Source organism: Jannaschia sp. M317, from assembly GCF_025141175.1.
Lineage (GTDB): Bacteria > Pseudomonadota > Alphaproteobacteria > Rhodobacterales > Rhodobacteraceae > Jannaschia.
The window spans coordinates 835,001-849,509 of record NZ_CP081155.1 but is presented as its reverse complement, the minus strand read 5'-3'; the positions used below and the strand labels follow the sequence as shown (position 1 = coordinate 849,509).

At 63.7% G+C, this 14,509-nt stretch carries 15 protein-coding genes, 2 rRNA genes and 2 pseudogenes (1 of these 19 only partly in view); 9 read left to right on the top strand and 10 right to left on the bottom strand.

Annotated elements, in window-relative coordinates:
* Nucleotides 1–32: 32 nt before the first annotated feature.
* Together K3551_RS04455 and phhA are read right to left on the bottom strand one after the other, a co-directional pair.
* Nucleotides 33–368, bottom strand: a complete 336-nt coding sequence (locus K3551_RS04455) for a 4a-hydroxytetrahydrobiopterin dehydratase (RefSeq protein WP_259918025.1) — start codon at nt 366–368, stop codon at nt 33–35.
* Complete coding sequence (phhA, locus tag K3551_RS04450) at nt 368–1,165, bottom strand: phenylalanine 4-monooxygenase (RefSeq protein ID WP_259918023.1); 798 nt, start codon at nt 1,163–1,165, stop codon at nt 368–370. The genes K3551_RS04455 and phhA overlap by 1 nt, the downstream gene beginning before the upstream one ends.
* Before the next feature lie 117 nt (nt 1,166–1,282).
* On the opposite strand from phhA, the pseudogene K3551_RS19920 reads away from it, so the two are divergent.
* The 3 genes and pseudogenes from K3551_RS19920 to K3551_RS04435 form a co-directional block, all read left to right on the top strand.
* Nucleotides 1,283–1,372, top strand: a pseudogene (locus K3551_RS19920) (AsnC family transcriptional regulator); the annotation flags it as partial.
* 27 nt (nt 1,373–1,399) lie between these two features.
* Nucleotides 1,400–1,759: an Lrp/AsnC family transcriptional regulator gene (locus tag K3551_RS04440; RefSeq protein ID WP_259918022.1), complete on the top strand. Its 360-nt coding sequence runs from the start codon at nt 1,400–1,402 to the stop codon at nt 1,757–1,759.
* Nucleotides 1,752–2,438 carry a DUF4336 domain-containing protein gene (locus K3551_RS04435; protein ID WP_259918019.1) on the top strand — a complete coding sequence of 229 codons (687 nt, stop codon included), beginning with the start codon at nt 1,752–1,754 and terminating at the stop codon, nt 2,436–2,438. Before K3551_RS04440 ends, K3551_RS04435 begins: the two co-directional genes overlap by 8 nt.
* 69 nt (nt 2,439–2,507) lie before the next feature.
* On the opposite strand, the gene K3551_RS04430 is transcribed toward K3551_RS04435, so the two are convergent.
* Nucleotides 2,508–2,885, bottom strand: a complete 378-nt coding sequence (locus tag K3551_RS04430) for an HIT domain-containing protein (RefSeq protein ID WP_259918018.1) — start codon at nt 2,883–2,885, stop codon at nt 2,508–2,510.
* A gap of 15 nt (nt 2,886–2,900) precedes the next feature.
* Complete coding sequence (locus K3551_RS04425) at nt 2,901–4,478, bottom strand: beta-1,6-N-acetylglucosaminyltransferase (RefSeq protein WP_259918016.1); 1,578 nt, start codon at nt 4,476–4,478, stop codon at nt 2,901–2,903.
* Nucleotides 4,479–4,590: 112 nt separating this feature from the next.
* Between K3551_RS04425 and K3551_RS04420 the strand changes: the two genes are divergently transcribed.
* Together K3551_RS04420 and K3551_RS04415 are read left to right on the top strand one after the other, a co-directional pair.
* The gene (locus K3551_RS04420) at nt 4,591–5,409 is read left to right on the top strand and encodes a sulfotransferase family protein (protein ID WP_259918014.1); all 819 of its coding nucleotides are present in this window, start codon (nt 4,591–4,593) and stop codon (nt 5,407–5,409) included.
* A gap of 34 nt (nt 5,410–5,443) precedes the next feature.
* Nucleotides 5,444–5,683 carry an N-(5'-phosphoribosyl)anthranilate isomerase gene (locus tag K3551_RS04415; RefSeq protein ID WP_259918012.1) on the top strand — a complete coding sequence of 80 codons (240 nt, stop codon included), beginning with the start codon at nt 5,444–5,446 and terminating at the stop codon, nt 5,681–5,683.
* A 50-nt stretch (nt 5,684–5,733) separates the two neighbouring features.
* On the opposite strand, the gene K3551_RS04410 is transcribed toward K3551_RS04415, so the two are convergent.
* Nucleotides 5,734–6,720 (bottom strand): D-glycerate dehydrogenase, encoded by a 987-nt coding sequence (locus K3551_RS04410; RefSeq protein WP_259918011.1) that lies wholly within the window; start codon nt 6,718–6,720, stop codon nt 5,734–5,736.
* 107 nt (nt 6,721–6,827) lie between these two features.
* Here K3551_RS04410 and K3551_RS04405 point away from each other — a divergent pair, with 107 nt between their 5' ends.
* Nucleotides 6,828–7,325 carry an SH3 domain-containing protein gene (locus K3551_RS04405; RefSeq protein ID WP_259918009.1) on the top strand — a complete coding sequence of 166 codons (498 nt, stop codon included), beginning with the start codon at nt 6,828–6,830 and terminating at the stop codon, nt 7,323–7,325.
* Here the strand turns inward: K3551_RS04405 and soxR are convergent, their stop codons facing one another.
* The gene (soxR, locus tag K3551_RS04400) at nt 7,326–7,757 is read right to left on the bottom strand and encodes a redox-sensitive transcriptional activator SoxR (RefSeq protein ID WP_259918007.1); all 432 of its coding nucleotides are present in this window, start codon (nt 7,755–7,757) and stop codon (nt 7,326–7,328) included.
* A 74-nt stretch (nt 7,758–7,831) separates the two neighbouring features.
* On the opposite strand from soxR, the gene K3551_RS04395 reads away from it, so the two are divergent.
* A complete protein-coding gene (locus tag K3551_RS04395) occupies nt 7,832–8,209 on the top strand; it encodes a VOC family protein (protein ID WP_259918005.1) in 378 nt (125 codons plus the stop codon).
* Here the strand turns inward: K3551_RS04395 and K3551_RS04390 are convergent.
* The gene (locus tag K3551_RS04390; RefSeq protein WP_259918003.1) at nt 8,200–9,036 is read right to left on the bottom strand and encodes an inositol monophosphatase; all 837 of its coding nucleotides are present in this window, start codon (nt 9,034–9,036) and stop codon (nt 8,200–8,202) included. The genes K3551_RS04395 and K3551_RS04390 overlap by 10 nt on opposite strands.
* Before the next feature lie 209 nt (nt 9,037–9,245).
* Complete coding sequence (locus K3551_RS04385) at nt 9,246–11,267, bottom strand: M3 family metallopeptidase (protein WP_259918001.1); 2,022 nt, start codon at nt 11,265–11,267, stop codon at nt 9,246–9,248.
* Between the two features lie 185 nt (nt 11,268–11,452).
* Here K3551_RS04385 and K3551_RS04380 point away from each other — a divergent pair.
* Nucleotides 11,453–12,352, top strand: a pseudogene (locus K3551_RS04380) (integrase core domain-containing protein); the annotation flags it as partial.
* A gap of 49 nt (nt 12,353–12,401) precedes the next feature.
* Nucleotides 12,402–12,818 (top strand): VOC family protein, encoded by a 417-nt coding sequence (locus K3551_RS04375; protein ID WP_259916961.1) that lies wholly within the window; start codon nt 12,402–12,404, stop codon nt 12,816–12,818.
* Nucleotides 12,819–12,896: 78 nt separating this feature from the next.
* Here K3551_RS04375 and rrf read toward each other — a convergent pair.
* Together rrf and K3551_RS04365 are read right to left on the bottom strand one after the other, a co-directional pair.
* A 5S ribosomal RNA gene (gene rrf, locus K3551_RS04370) occupies nt 12,897–13,011 on the bottom strand.
* A gap of 179 nt (nt 13,012–13,190) precedes the next feature.
* Nucleotides 13,191–14,509, bottom strand: a 23S ribosomal RNA gene (locus K3551_RS04365); it runs 1,512 nt beyond the window's last position.

The window sequence follows — 14,509 nt, the reverse complement described above, 5'->3', positions numbered from 1 at the left end:
TGGTCGCCTTGCGCGCGCCTCGCAAGGGTCCGTTACGCCAAGGCGCGATCCAGGCGGGCCGCACAGATCACATCGTTCTCGGTCAGCCCGCCGGCCTCGTGCGAGGTCCAGGTGACCCGGCAATAGCCCCAGCCAAAGGCGATGTCGGCGTGGTGCCCCTGCTGGTCGCTGATGAACGCCGCCAGGCTGGCCGCATGGCTGGCCTTGGCAAAGCCCTTGAACCGCAGGTCCCGCACCAGGGTGCCGCCATCTTCCGACAGGGTCCAATCCGGGTGCAATTGTGCCAGGGTCGTCTCTGCCGTGGCGCGGTCCAGCGTCGGGGCGTCGGCCCGGCAGGTGGTGCAGGTCAGGTCGCAGACATCCGCCATCAGCTCGCCTCCGCCTTGGGCGCAAAGCGGGGCGCATGCAGGCCCAGCGCGCGGGCCAGCCGGATATCCGCCAACAGGTCGCGGTCGGCAGCCTCGAACAGTTGATCCGCGCGGTCCAGAACGAAATAGACCGGCTGGTGGATGTCGATCCGGTAGGGCGTGCGGAGGATGTCGATCACATCGAAGGGCCGTCGATCCACCGCCTCCGCCTCGACCGAATGGACCAGTTCGGTGGGCGAGGAGGCGAGACCGGAGCCAAGCGCCTTGACGCTGCTCCCCTCGCGCAACAGGCCGAATTCGATGGTGAACCAATAAAGCCGGATCAGCCAGACGTGGTCACCGGGGCCGCAGGCCACGCCCGCCCGGCCGATTGTCTGACTGAAGGCGGCAAAGCGGGGGTCGGTCAACAGCGGTGTGTGGCCGAAGATCTCGTGGAAGATGTCCGGCTCTTCGATGTAGTCGAAATGCGCCCGCGACCGGATGAACGACGCAGCGGGAAAGGTCCGGTCGGCCAGCATGCCGAAGAATTGCCGGAAACCGATCAGCGCGGGGACCGGAGCCACCTGCCAGCCGGTGAGATCACGCAGTCGGGCGGAGACCTCGGTGCATTGCGGCACCCGGTCGGCGGGCAGGTCCAGACGGGCGTGGCCGTCCAGGTAGGCTCGCGCCGCATGGCGGCGCACGGCGGGCATCTGCCGCGCGAAGAGATCGGCCCAGACGGCGTCTTCCTCGGCGGCATAGGCGATGTGCCCCCGCGCGTCGGGGATCTTGGCAAGATAGGCAGTGGATTTGGGCATGGCGGGTCCTCCTGCCAGACAGGATGGACGCCCGCCCACACGAAAATCTTGCCGAATGACACGGTGGATGGTTTGATCCAGGTAGAATTTACCCGTTAATCCGCCAAAGGAGGTAAGATCATTCTCGACACCTATGAACGCAAGATCCTGGCCCACCTGCAACGCGATGGCCGCGCCAGCACGCAGGAGGTGTCGGAGGCCGTGGGGCTGTCGCCTTCGCCCTGCTGGCGACGGATGAAACGGCTGGAAGAGGCGGGCATCATCACCCGCTATGCCGCCGTTCTGGACGGGCGCAAGCTGGGCCTGCGGGCCTTTGCCTATGTCCATGTCTCGCTAACCGACCATGCGGAGGCGACGGTGCGGACGTTCTCGGACTTCGTGGCCGAAGACGATCAGGTGATCGAATGCGCCTCGATCACCGGGGATGCGGATTTCGTGCTGAAGGTCGCTGCCCGCGACCCGGAGGGGCTGGAGGCTTTCATCATGAAACGGATCCTGCGGCTGGGCGTGGTGCGCAACGCCAATACCAACTTCATCCTGCGTCAGACCAAGGTGGGCGGCGCGCTGCCGATCCCCGACAGCGACGATGGCTGACCTGGTTTCCTTTCGTCCCGGCGTCTGGTTGGCCGAGGGGCCGACCGTTTCGACGTTGGGCTTTCGCTATCCGACGCGGATGGCGGTCTTGCGGCTGGACGAGGGGCTGGCGCTGTGGTCGCCGGTGGCGATGTCGGAGGGCCTGCGGAGCGAGATAGATGCCCTGGGGCCGGTGCGCCACCTGATCGCGCCCAACGACCTGCATCACCTGTGGCTGGATGAGGCGCGCGGCCTTTGGCCGGACGCGCAGGTCCACGCCGTCGCGCCATTGGCCCGCAAACGGCCCGATCTGGCGTTCACCGCGCTGGGCGCGCCGGTGGTGGCCTGGGCCGGGGCGTTGGACCACGTGGTGGTGCCCGGCAACCGGATCGCGACAGAGGCAGTGTTTCTGCACCGACCGAGCGGCACGGTCCTGTTTACCGATCTGCTGCAGCAGTTCCCGCCCGGTTACCACCGTGGCTGGCGGGCGGTGGTGGCACGGCTGGACCTGATGGTCGGGGCCGCGCCGCAGGTGCCGCGCAAGTTTCGCCTGGCCTTCGGAGATCGCAGGGCGGCACGCGCGGCGCTGGCGCAGGTGCTGGACTGGCCCGCCGAGGCAATCGTCATGGCCCATGGCGATCCTGTGACCAGTGAGGCGCATGCCGCGCTGGCGCGCGCCTTTGATTGGCTGATGCGCTAGACTGGCCGCCGGGCGGTCAAATCCTTCGAAGGATTTGATCAGGATTTTCGAAAATCCTGATCCCCCGCCTCAGGCCCTGGCCAACATCCGCCCAAGGGGCCGCCCGCCCAGCAGGTGCATGTGGAAATGCGGCACCTCCTGCACGGCATGGTCGCCTGCGTTGCTGATCGCGCGGAAGCCGGGGGAGGTATCCGCCGTCACGCCGCGGTCGGCACAGATCGCGGCCACGGTGCGGGCGAAATCGACCAGTTCCACATCCGACGCCTCGGCGCAGAAATGGTCGTAGGTCACGTATGGCCCCTTGGGGATCACCAGCACATGCACCGGGGCCTGCGGTGTGATGTCGTTGAAGGCCAGCGTATGCGCCGTCTCCATCACGGTGTCGTTGGGGATCTCGCCGCGCAGGATTTTCGCGAAGATGTTCTGGTCGTCGTAGGTATAGGCCATGGGCGCTCCGTCAGGTCAGTCGTCGAACAGGTTGGGGGTTTGGGCCAGGGCCATCGCGATCCGGGGATCACAGCCAAAGACGTTGAAGAGTGTCGCGGCCGCTTCGTGCACCGGATCTTCGGCGCGAAGGGTGTGGACATGGGGCAGGTCCGCCTCGCGGATGCGGCGGGTTTCCTGCGCCAGGTCGCGCGCCAGGACCGGCAACGTCTGATCGAGGGTGGCGTCCGGCGTGTCGGGCCCTGCGAGGCCCATCGCCTCGGCCTGGGCGCGCAGTTCCTCGGCGGTGGGGGCGCTGTCCAGGATCAGGGTCTTCACGGTGGCATCGCTGCCGTGCGCATCCTGCAACAGGCCGAACAGCGCCGGATCGAGGCAGATCGCCAACCGGTTGGTGGCGAGGCGATGGAACAGCAGACGCAGGAACGCCCGCCGGTGCCGATTGCGCTTGTCCAGCGTCGTGGCCACCCCGCCGAGGTCGGGCAGATCCGCCTCTGGCTCTTCGAAGATGTAGCCCAGCGCGGGCAGGACACGTTCCTCGCGCAGGCGCTGTGCCAATCGCCGGGCGACGCCATGCCGCTTGCTGACCAGAACGATCAACTCCTGGCCCCGGTCCAACTTGGCCTGCGCCTCCCAGGCGCGGCGGGCGAATCGGCGCCCTGCCCGCCCGCGCGCGGTCAGATAGGCGATCACTTTGCGCCCATCCCCCACATCCGGCAGATCGCGGCGGCCAGAGGTCCACAGCGTCTCCAACCTGTCCCGCAGCGTCGCGGCCTCGGGCGAGATCTTGCGGGCAAACAGATAATCCTGCCCCAGCAGCAGATCGTAGTGATCGTCATGGAATGTCGCGGGCATTCCGTAGTCGGTGAACATCAGGAATGTCTGCGTGCGGCTGTCGATCTGATCGCGGGGGACCAGGTGGCGTACCAACGTCTGAAAGAAGGTCTCGTCCGGGATCCATGTCGTTGAAAAGAAACGCAGCACGTCGCGCCGCGCGGCACAGAACGCCAGGACCGACTGGAGGGTGGCGCGCCGCAGGCACCACCATTGCGACCCGATCATCACGTTGATGTCCGCCGGCGGCTGACGGGACAGCCCCAGGCGTTTCTGCCAGTCGAGCAGCCTGTAGAACAACGCCTTGTGCTCTCGCTCATTGACGAGGTGGCGATAGAACAACCGGTCCTCTTTCATTCCGGTCTTGATCCAGTCGGAGGCGAAGAAATCCACGCTTTCGATGTAATCCACATCGCGGGCGTCCAGCACGGCATGGGCGTGTTCGGCGGATTTGATCGGCCGGCAGTCGCCCGACAGCATGTAGAAATGAGAGGCCTGCGGGAACGTCCGTTCTGCCGCGCGGGCCGTGTTCAGCGTCGCCTGCACCAGCGACCATTGCCCCCAGCCGCCCTTGACCCGCTTGTCGCAGACCAGGATGTTCGGCTCCTCGGCGACGCCTTGGGTGATCTGCGCGAAATCCTCGGCCGGGGCGCGGGCGTCGAAGTGGATGGCAACATAGTCGCCCGCCGCCACCAGGCCGCGCGCCTGCCGCACGATAGCGACCGGATCCTTGTGGCACAGCAGCAGAAAGGCGATCTTGGCCATGGTCGGTGGGATACCCCTTTTGCGTCACACCCCTTCCGCAATACCGACAAGGCCGCGTTGAAGAAACAGCGCATTCGGGCTTTGATGGGCCCAATTGGGTTGCGAGGGTACGATGGGCTTTCCCGGAACATGGATGACCGAAAGCGAAAGCACCGTCTATCGCGTGGTGCCGAAATGCGCCTGTTCATCGATCGGACAGATCCTGTTCTATTCCGACCACGGGCGGTTCTTTGACGGTGACATCCACGACAGCAAGGCCGGCCTGCACAAGTGGAACCAGGAAGACAGCAAACCCCTGATCGAGGCCAATGTCCGCGCCCATCGCAGCTATGCCTTTACCTGCGTGCGCAACCCCTATGCGCGGGTGCTGTCATCGTTCTTCGACAAGATCGCGGGGATTCAGCGCAACGGCAAGCGCTATCGCGGGAACATGGTGCCGATGCTGATGGAGAAATACGGGGTGGAGGTCGGCACGCCCGACGATGGGTTCCAGTTCGATCAGATCGCGTCCTTCCGACGGTTTCTTTTGTTCGCGCGCGACACCATCCGGTTCCGCAAGCCGATGGACCCGGACATCCATTGGTCCGCCATGTCGGGCCATATCGGCACCTTCGTCGCCAATGGCGGGCGTTATGATCACGTCGTCTTCACCGAACGGTTCAACGAGGGGATGCAGGTCGTGCTCGACCATATCGAGACGCCGGTGCCCGTCGATCTGGCCGCCGTGCCCCGCTTCAACGAGAGCGAGGGCCATGGGCCGAAGCGGGCGCATCCCATGTCGGCCTATTTCGACGACCTGTCGATGCACCTGGTCAAGGAGATCTACCATCAGGATTTCCACCTGTTCCGCTATGACTTCGACAACCCCGACAACAAGATGCCCCTGGGCGAGGTCGATCTGGACGAACTCCACGCCTTTCTGGCCGATTGACGATTTCTTAACCGGAATCGGTTGGGGTGGGGCCATGCCCCGCGCCGTCCTGCCCCCGTCCATCGTTCAGCCAGAGGCCTGGCTGCGGCATCTGTTCTCGGCCAAGGCCGCGATCGACGGGGGCGTGGTGCGACGCAAATCGTCAGATATGGAGCGGATCGTCGGACGCACACGGTTCGAGGCGGAGCTGCGGCGGAGGGGGTTTCGCGCGGTCGAGAACGAAGGGCAGATCGTGATCTTCTGCAATCGCGGCGCGCTGCGGCTGATCGAGTAATCAAATCCTTCGAAGGATTTGATCAGGATTTTCGAAAATCCTGATCCCCGCTAGAGCATCGAAGGCACCACCTGATCGGGCGGGCGGTGCCCGTCGGCGAAGGTCTGCATGTTGACCAGCACCCGCTCGCCCATCTCCAACCGGGCCTCGCGCGTGGCGGAGCCCATGTGCGGCAGCAGGACGACATTCGGCAGCTCGCGCAGGCGGGGGTTCACGCCCTGGCCCCGCTCGTAGACATCCAGCCCCGCACCGGCCAGTTCCCCGGCGCGCAGCATCCGGGTCAGGGCGTTTTCATCCACCACCTCTCCGCGTGACGTGTTCACGATCACCGCCGTGGGCTTCATCAGCTTGAGACGTCGGGCGTTCAGCAAATGAAAGCTGGCCGGTGTGTGGGGCGCGTTGATGGACAGGACATCGACGCGGGACACCATCTGGTCGAGGCTTTCCCAATAGGTCGCCTCCAACGGCTCCTCCAACCCGGCATGCAGGCGGCGGCGGTTGTGGTAATGCACGGACATGCCGAAGGCCTGCGCCCGTCGCGCCAGCGCCTGACCGATGCGCCCCATGCCCAGGATGCCCAGCCGCTTGCCGCGCAGACGCATGCCCAGCAATGCCTCGGGGGCCCAGCCTTCCCAGACGCCGTCGCGCATCTGTGCGATTCCCTCGGCCATCCGCCGCGCGGTGGCCAGGATCAGGGCCATGGCGATGTCCGCCGTGTCCTCGGTCAGGACACCGGGTGTGTTCGACACCAGGATGCCCCGCTGCCGCGCCGTGGCCACGTCGATATGATCGACCCCGGCCCCGTAGTTCGCAATCAATTTCAGCCGCTCGCCCGCCATGCCAAGCATCGGCGCGTCGATCTTGTCGGTGATCGTGGGCACCAGGATATCCGCCTCTTGCATGGCGGCGGCGATCTGGTCGCGGGACATGGGGTGCTCGCTGTCGCTCAGGCGGACGTCGAACAGCTCCCGCATGCGGGTCTCGACCGGTTCGGGCAGGCGTCGCGTGACGACAACACTCAGGCGGCTTGTTGGCACGGAACACACCCTTTCGCTTTCACTTGGCCGCGCCATGATGGCATCCTGTGCCCCACGCGCAAGGGGCGACAGATCCCGCGCAGAGGCAACTTCGGGCGGGGCAGTCCATGCGCATCATGCTGATTCTCGCGACGTTGGTCGCAGGGCTATTCCTTGGTGGCATTGCTGCCGCGCAGGACCGGGGGCCGGTGACCAACCTGCCGCTGCCGCGCTATGTGTCGATGAAAGCTGCCGAAGGCTATGCCCGGCGGGGACCGTCCAGCACGCATCGCATCGACTGGGTGTTCAAGCGTCGGCACATGCCGTTGCGCATCGTTGCCGAATACGGCCATTGGCGCCGCGTGCAGGACCGCGAAGGCGCGGGTGGCTGGATGCATTATTCGCTGCTGTCGGGCAATCGCACCGTCCTGATCGAAGGCTCGGAGGTCGTGCTGCGGCGGCGTCCGAACGACGAGGCCCCGCCATCTGCCCGGCTGGAACCCGGTGTGGTGGCCTGGCTGGGAAGCTGTAACGGCGAATGGTGCAAGCTGGAGGTGGAGGACGCCGAAGGTTGGGCCCAGACGGCGCATCTATGGGGGGTGACCCCTGGCGAAGTCCGGGAATAATCATTCGACGTTCCGGGCGCCCGGTCCCTCGGCCGCCTTCACGTCGTCGGGATTATACAACGCGCAGTGATCCATCGACAGGCAGCCGCACCCGATGCAGCCGCCAAGCATGTCCCGCAACCGGGTCATCTGGTCGATCCGTTCTGTCAGATCCGCATGCATCCCTTGGGCAATCGCGGCCCATTCCGCAGGCGACGGGGGACGGTCCCCCGGTGGGCCGAGCGCCGCCGCGATGCGCCGCAACGACAGGCCCAGCCGCTGAGCGATGCGGATGAAGGCCAGGCGACGGAGCTCTGCCCTGGGAAACCGCCGCTGTCCGCCCGCATTCCGGGGCGGCGCAATCAGGCCCTTTTTCTCGTAGAACCGGATCTGGCTGACCGTCAGGCCGGTGCGCGTGGCCATCTGACCGATCGAAAGTTCCCTGGGTAGCATCGCATTTCCTTCTTGACCTCGACCAGGGTTGAGGTCCGACAAGGCGCGGGTCAACCTCAAAACAGGAGGCCGCCATGGCCCGATTGGAACACCTCAACATGACCGTCCGCGACCCTGATGCGGTGGCCGCGACGCTTTGCGATCTGCTGGATTGGCGCGTGCGTTGGTCCGGCGCGGCACTGGCGGACGGGCGCGCGGTGCATGTGGGCGACGACCAAGGATATGTCGCGCTTTACCGGCCCGCGACGGATGTGGCCGACGGCCCGGACAATTATTCAACCCACGGGGCGCTCAACCATCTGGGCGTGACGGTCGACGACCTGGACGCGACGGAGGCACGGGTGCGCGCGGCTGGCTACCTGCCGCACAACCATGCCGACTATGAGCCGGGCCGCCGGTTCTATTTCGACGGCCCCGAAGGGATCGAGATCGAAGTGGTCAGTTACGCCTGAGCCAACGCGTCGTTGAACGTCTGGGCCAACCGGTCCCACAGGGCTTCGTTCCGGGCGTTCAACAGGCGGCCTTCGGTCATGGTCGGGTGATAGGCGGTGCCATCCAGCAGGCGCGAACAGCCCCCCGCCTCGCGCAGGATCAGGACACCCGCCGCGTGATCCCAGACGTTCAGCATTCCGTTCAGGCAAAAGTCGGAGCCGCCGAGCGCCAGCATCCGGTATTCGTGCAACGAGGCCCCCAGATTGGTGTTCCGACGGAACAGCGGAACTGTCGCGGCAATCGCGGGCTGTTGGTGTTGCGGGTAGAAATATCCGCCGGTGTTGCCGCGCAGCTCGCCAAAGGCGGTATCGTCCTGGTTGGTCGCCAACCGCCGTGCCGTGCCCCTGCGATGATAGACCGCGCCCTGCCCGCGATGCGCCACGATCCAGTCGTCGAAGTTCGGATCATAGAGCAGGCCCCAAACGGTCACGCCATCCTCGACCACGGCGACGATCACCCCGTAGTTGGCCAGCCCATGCGCGAAATTCCAGGTGCCGTCGATCGGGTCGATCACGGTCACACGCCCCTGCCCGACCTTCCCCAGGATCGACCGATCTGCGCTGACCGCTTCTTCGCCGACAACGGTATCGCCGGGCAGGATCGCGTGGATCCGTGCGGTCAACATATCTTCGGCGGCGCGGTCGGCCACGGTCACCAGGTCGTCAAAGGCGGATTTGGCGTCGATGTCGCCCGGTGCCAGGTTGCGGAACCGGGGCAGGATTTCGGCGGCGGCGGTTTCACGGACGGCTTCGATGATGGCGTCGGACTGGGCGTCGGTCAGGGGCATGGGGGCTCCGGCAAGGTGGGGGTAACCTGACTTTTCGCAAAAGCCGTCAGGGCGGTATCATGGGATCGCGTAACGAAGGAGTGTGACATGACGACGATTCCCGCCGTGCGGTATATCGACCTCGACACGCTGGTGGCCATCCTTGGCGATGAATTGGCCAAGCGGCCCGAGGCAGAGACCCCAAAGCCCCCAGCCCCGAGCGCGCCGCGTCAAGCCGCCTTGCCGTCCAGCCCCCGCCCCTTGAGCAAGGCCTCGACCCCCGGCAGCCGTCCCCGGAAGGCCGTATAAAGCGCCGCCGCGTCACGGGATCCGCCGGTGGAGAGGATGTTGGCCTCCAACCTTTGGGCCAGGTCCGCGTCAAAGGGGTCGCCCGCTTCTTCGAAGGCGGCGAAGGCATCGGCGTCCATCACTTCGGACCACATGTAGCTGTAATAGCCGGACGAATAGCCGTCGCCAGAAAAGACATGGGCGAAATGCGGCGTCGCGTGGCGCATGCGGATCGCGCGCGGCATGCCGATCGTCTCCAGCACCTCGGCCTGTTTCTGCATCGGATCCCTTGGCGCGGGGCCATCGTGAAAGGCCAGGTCGACCAAGGCGCTGGCCACGTATTCCACCGTCGCAAAGCCCATGTCGTAGGTCGCGGCCCGCAGCAGCCTGTCGCGCAGCGCGTCGGGCATGGCGGCCCCCGTGTCGGCATGGGTGGCGAATTCGCTCAGGATTTCCGGCACCTCCAGCCAATGCTCGTAAAGCTGGGACGGAAGCTCGACGAAGTCGCGCGCCACGCTTGTCCCGCTGATCGACGGATAGGTCACGTTCGACAGCATCTGGTGCAGCGCATGGCCGAATTCATGGAACAGCGTCCGCGCGTCGTCATAGGACAAAAGCGCCGGATCCCCCTTGGCGAAGTTGCAGACGTTCACCACGATGGGCCGCGTGGCCCCGTCCAGGTTGGACTGCGACCGCATCGCCGAACACCAGGCACCCGACCGTTTCGACGGCCGCGCGAAGTAGTCGCCAAGGAAAACGGCCAGGTGTTCGCCGTCGCGCGTCACCTCCCAGGCGCGCACGTCCGGGTGATAGACCGGCATATCCAGTGGTTTGAACGATAGGCCGAACAGGCGGGTGGCCGTGGCGAAAGCCGCCTCGATCATGCGGTCGAGCTGGAAATAGGGTTTCAGCTCCGCCTCATCCAGATCATGCAGTTCCAGCCGCCGCTTCTCCGCGTAGTAGCGCCAGTCCCAGGGTTCCAGCGGGCCCGTCACACCATCCGCGATGGCCATCCGGGCCAGATGCTCGGCGTCCGCAAGCGCGGCGGTCCGCGCAGGGTGCCAGACCTCCATCAACAGATCGCGCACCTTGTCGGGCGTGCCCGCCATTTCCGTTTCCAGCTTGTAGTCGGCAAAGCTGTCATAGCCGAGCAGCGAGGCGCGTTCCTCCCGCAGGGCCAGGATTTCTGCGGCAATGGCCCGGTTGTCGGTTTCGCCCCCATTGGCCCCCCGCGCGGCCCATGCCTCGTAGGCCTTTTCCCGCAGGTCACGGCGCGGCGAAAATTGCAGGAACGGCACGATCAGAGACCGGTTCAGGGTCACGACCGGACCGGCCCGATCCCTTTCCGACCCCGCAGCGCGGGCGGCGGTCTTCACGAACTCCGGCAGGCCGGCCAGGTCATCCTCGGACAGATCCATGAACCAATCCCTCTCGTCCGCCAGCAGGTTCTGGCTGAACGCCGTGCCCAATGTCGCCAGGCGGCCCTTTACCTCGGTCAAACGATCCGCCGCCGCACCGGTCAACGCCGCGCCGGAGCGGACGAAGCCGCGCCGGGTCAGCATCAGCACGCGCGCCTGTTCCTGCGTCAGGTCGAGGCTGTCCTTTTGCTGCCAGAGGGTTTCGATCCGCGCGAACAGGCGGTCGTTGTTCGTGATCTCGGATGAATAGGCCGACAACTTCGGTGCGAGGTCCCGCTGCAACGCTTCGCGCGCCGGTGTGCTGTCGGCCCCGGCGAGGTTGTAGAAGACACCGGCAACCCGATCCAGAAGCCGGTCCGCGGTTTCCAGGGCATCAATGGTATTCGCAAATGTCGGCGGATCGGTGTTCTCGGCAATGGCCGCCACGGCGGCGCGACCCTCGGCAATAGCCGCGTCCATGGCAGGACCGAAATCGGCGTCAGAGATATGCGCGAAGGGCGGCATCTCAAAGGGGGTCGTCCAGGGGGCAAGCAGCGGATTGGTCATCGGGATCTCCTTTGCAGGCAACCTAGGTTGCGGCCCGGCCACGCGCTAGGTGCGGGGGCGAAAAGGGTGAGGATCACGTCGCTGACAGATCGACGGCCGGGGTGGACCAGACCGGCAATGACCTGCCCCCGAAACTTTCCTCATTCTGATGTTGAGTTTGCTCGGCCTTTCGAAGGAGCAAACCGATGCCGAAAAGCCGTTTCACCGAGGCACGGATCATCGGGACAACTAGGGAACAGAACGTCGGAATGCCAACCGCGGAGGTGTGCCGTAGGGACGGCCTCAACCAAGGCTCATTTTGCATGTTCAGATCGAAGCAGATGGCTTGGAGATGTCTGATGCCGACAAATTGAGGGCACAGGAGAACGAGAGTGCCGGGCTCAAGCTCGATAGTGTCGACCACAAGACCATCCGGCGCGATCGTGCGTTGGATAACCCTGAGTTCCACAAGGAGGTGAAAGCCGTTGCTGCCCAGCGGCACCGGTTCGGCTGTCGGCGGATCAGGGTGATCATGGAACGCACGGGGATGATTATGAACCACAGAGATGTCTATCTATTATACCGAGGAGAAGCTGAGGCGTCAGGCGCCGACGAGGCCGGAAACTGGCTCCTGGACGCCAGTGCCGAAGGATCTATGGCCAGGTGAACGCTGGTCGTTGGGTTTGTTGTCCGACACCTTCGGGGCATCGCGACGGTTCCATATTCTGGCGGAGAACGATTTTTGCTGCCGGGACAGCTGTGTTCGATGCCTGAGACCAGCATCTCAGGTCGAGGGGGGAGCGGGATCTTGTTGCGCTCGTCCGGCCTACGGCATCCCGCACCGCATTTTCAGCAATGTCGGGACAGAGTTTACCAACCGGGCGATCCTGAAATGGGCGAACGAGAACGACATGGATGGAGTCTACATCAATTCAGGCAAGCCCAGACAGACTACCTTCATCGACGCAATCAACGGCAGCCTGCGCGAGGAGCTTATATATCAGGAGCTGTTCGACAGTCTGGGCGATGCCCGGCGCAAGCTGGCGCTCTGGCGATCCGATTACATCAAGGTCAGGTCGCATTCGTCGCTCAACAACCAGACACCCGCAGTCGAGCACTGGGGTTTTGTTTTATCTATGCACGCGGGGGTGTTGCATGAGTTGGTCTATTGATCCCGTTAACCTTGAGGCCCGCGATGTGCGGCGGACGGCGGTTTTATACGCGGACACTCTTGGCATGGCGGGATCGTCCTGGTCGTTTCCTGCCAGACGGGACTATCTGCCTGGCGATCCGGGCAAACTGGCCCTTCTGGGCGACGGGCGGGATGGCCATTCGGGTTTGCACCTGATCGCGGCGGACGAAAGTTTCGCGCGGCGCAACGGGCTGGAGCACAACGCGTCGATTGGCGGGCATGTTGCGTTTCAGGTAGCGGATCTGGACGCGGTGATCGCGCGGCTTCGGCGTGCGGGCCTTTGCCATTCGGTCACCGGAGAGTTCGCGATCCCCGGCTTGCGTCACGTGTATGTGGAGGATCCAAGCGGCAACCAGATCGAGATCAACGGCAGTCTTTAGACGCAAACAAGCCCCTGAGCGGGTGCTCAGGGGCTTGTTTGTTTTATCGTTATACAGAGTTTTTGGTGTGTTTATTAGGTTTGGCGGTGACCTACTCTCCCACGTCTTAAGACGCAGTACCATTGGCGCGGCAGCACTTAACGGCCGGGTTCGGGATGGGACCGGGTGTTTTGCTTGCGCTATGACCACCAAACCGAAAAAACACACCTCTCTGCGCGCAGCGCAGAGAGGTGTGTTAGCGGGAGGTAGCGTCTCCGAAGGAGGCGCGTTCCCGCACCGTTTCTGTGGTGCGCGAGAGGGTTCACATCGTTTGTTCCAAGTCTCGTGTTTTGTGTGCGTATGCTATTGATTTGTTTCAGTCTACTACTGGATCAAATCAAGCCTATCGGACAATTAGTACCGGTCAACTGAACGCATTGCTGCGCTTACATCTCCGGCCTATCGACGTGGTGGTCTACCACGGTCCTCAGGGATATCTTGTTTTGAAGGGGGCTTCCCGCTTAGATGCCTTCAGCGGTTATCCTGTCCGATCATAGCTACCCAGCACTGCCGTTGGCACGACAACTGGTCCACCAGTGGATCGTTCACCCCGGTCCTCTCGTACTAGGGGCAACTCTTCTCAAATATCCTACACCCACGGAAGATAGGGACCGAACTGTCTCACGACGTTCTAAACCCAGCTCACGTACCTCTTTAAACGGCGAACAGCCGTACCCTTGGGACCTGCTCCAGCCCCAGGATGAGATGAGCCGACATCGAGGTGCCAAACACTGCCGTCGATATGGACTCTTGGGCAGTATCAGCCTGTTATCCCCGGCGTACCTTTTATCCGTTGAGCGATGGCCCTCCCACTTGGGACCACCGGATCACTATGGCCGTCTTTCGACTCTGCTCGACTTGTCAGTCTCGCAGTCAGGCTGGCTTCTGCCATTGCACTCAACGAGCGATGTCCGACCGCTCTGAGCCAACCTTCGCGCGCCTCCGTTACTCTTTAGGAGGCGACCGCCCCAGTCAAACTACCCGCCACAGAGGGTCCCGGATCCGGATGACGGACCGCGGTTAGATATCAAGCGAGGCAAGGGTGGTATCTCAAGGGAGGCTCCACGGGAACTGGCGTTCCCGCTTCGAAGCCTACCACCTATCCTGCACATGCCTGGCCTGATACCAGTCTGAAGCTGTAGTAAAGGTGCACGGGGTCTTTCCGTCTAACCGCGGGTAACCTGCATCTTGACAGGTAATTCAATTTCGCTGAGTCGATGTTGGAGACAGCGGGGAAGTCGTTACGCCATTCGTGCAGGTCGGAACTTACCCGACAAGGAATTTCGCTACCTTAGGACCGTTATAGTTACGGCCGCCGTTTACCTGGGCTTCAATTCAGAGCTTGCACCCCTCCTTTTAACCTTCAGGCACCGGGCAGGCGTCAGACCCTATACGTCGTCTTGCGACTTCGCAGAGCCCTGTGTTTTTAGTAAACAGTCGCCACCCCCTGGTTTGTGCCCCCAGCCAATACTTGCGTAGAAACTGGGCCTCCTTCTCGCGAACTTACGGAGGTATTTTGCCGAGTTCCTTCAACATCGTTCTCTCAAGCGCCTTGGTATTCTCTACCAGTCCACCTGTGTCGGTTTAGGGTACGATCTAATGAGAGGCTATTTCCAGGAACCGCTCAGCAGCCCATTCAATCCGATAAGGAT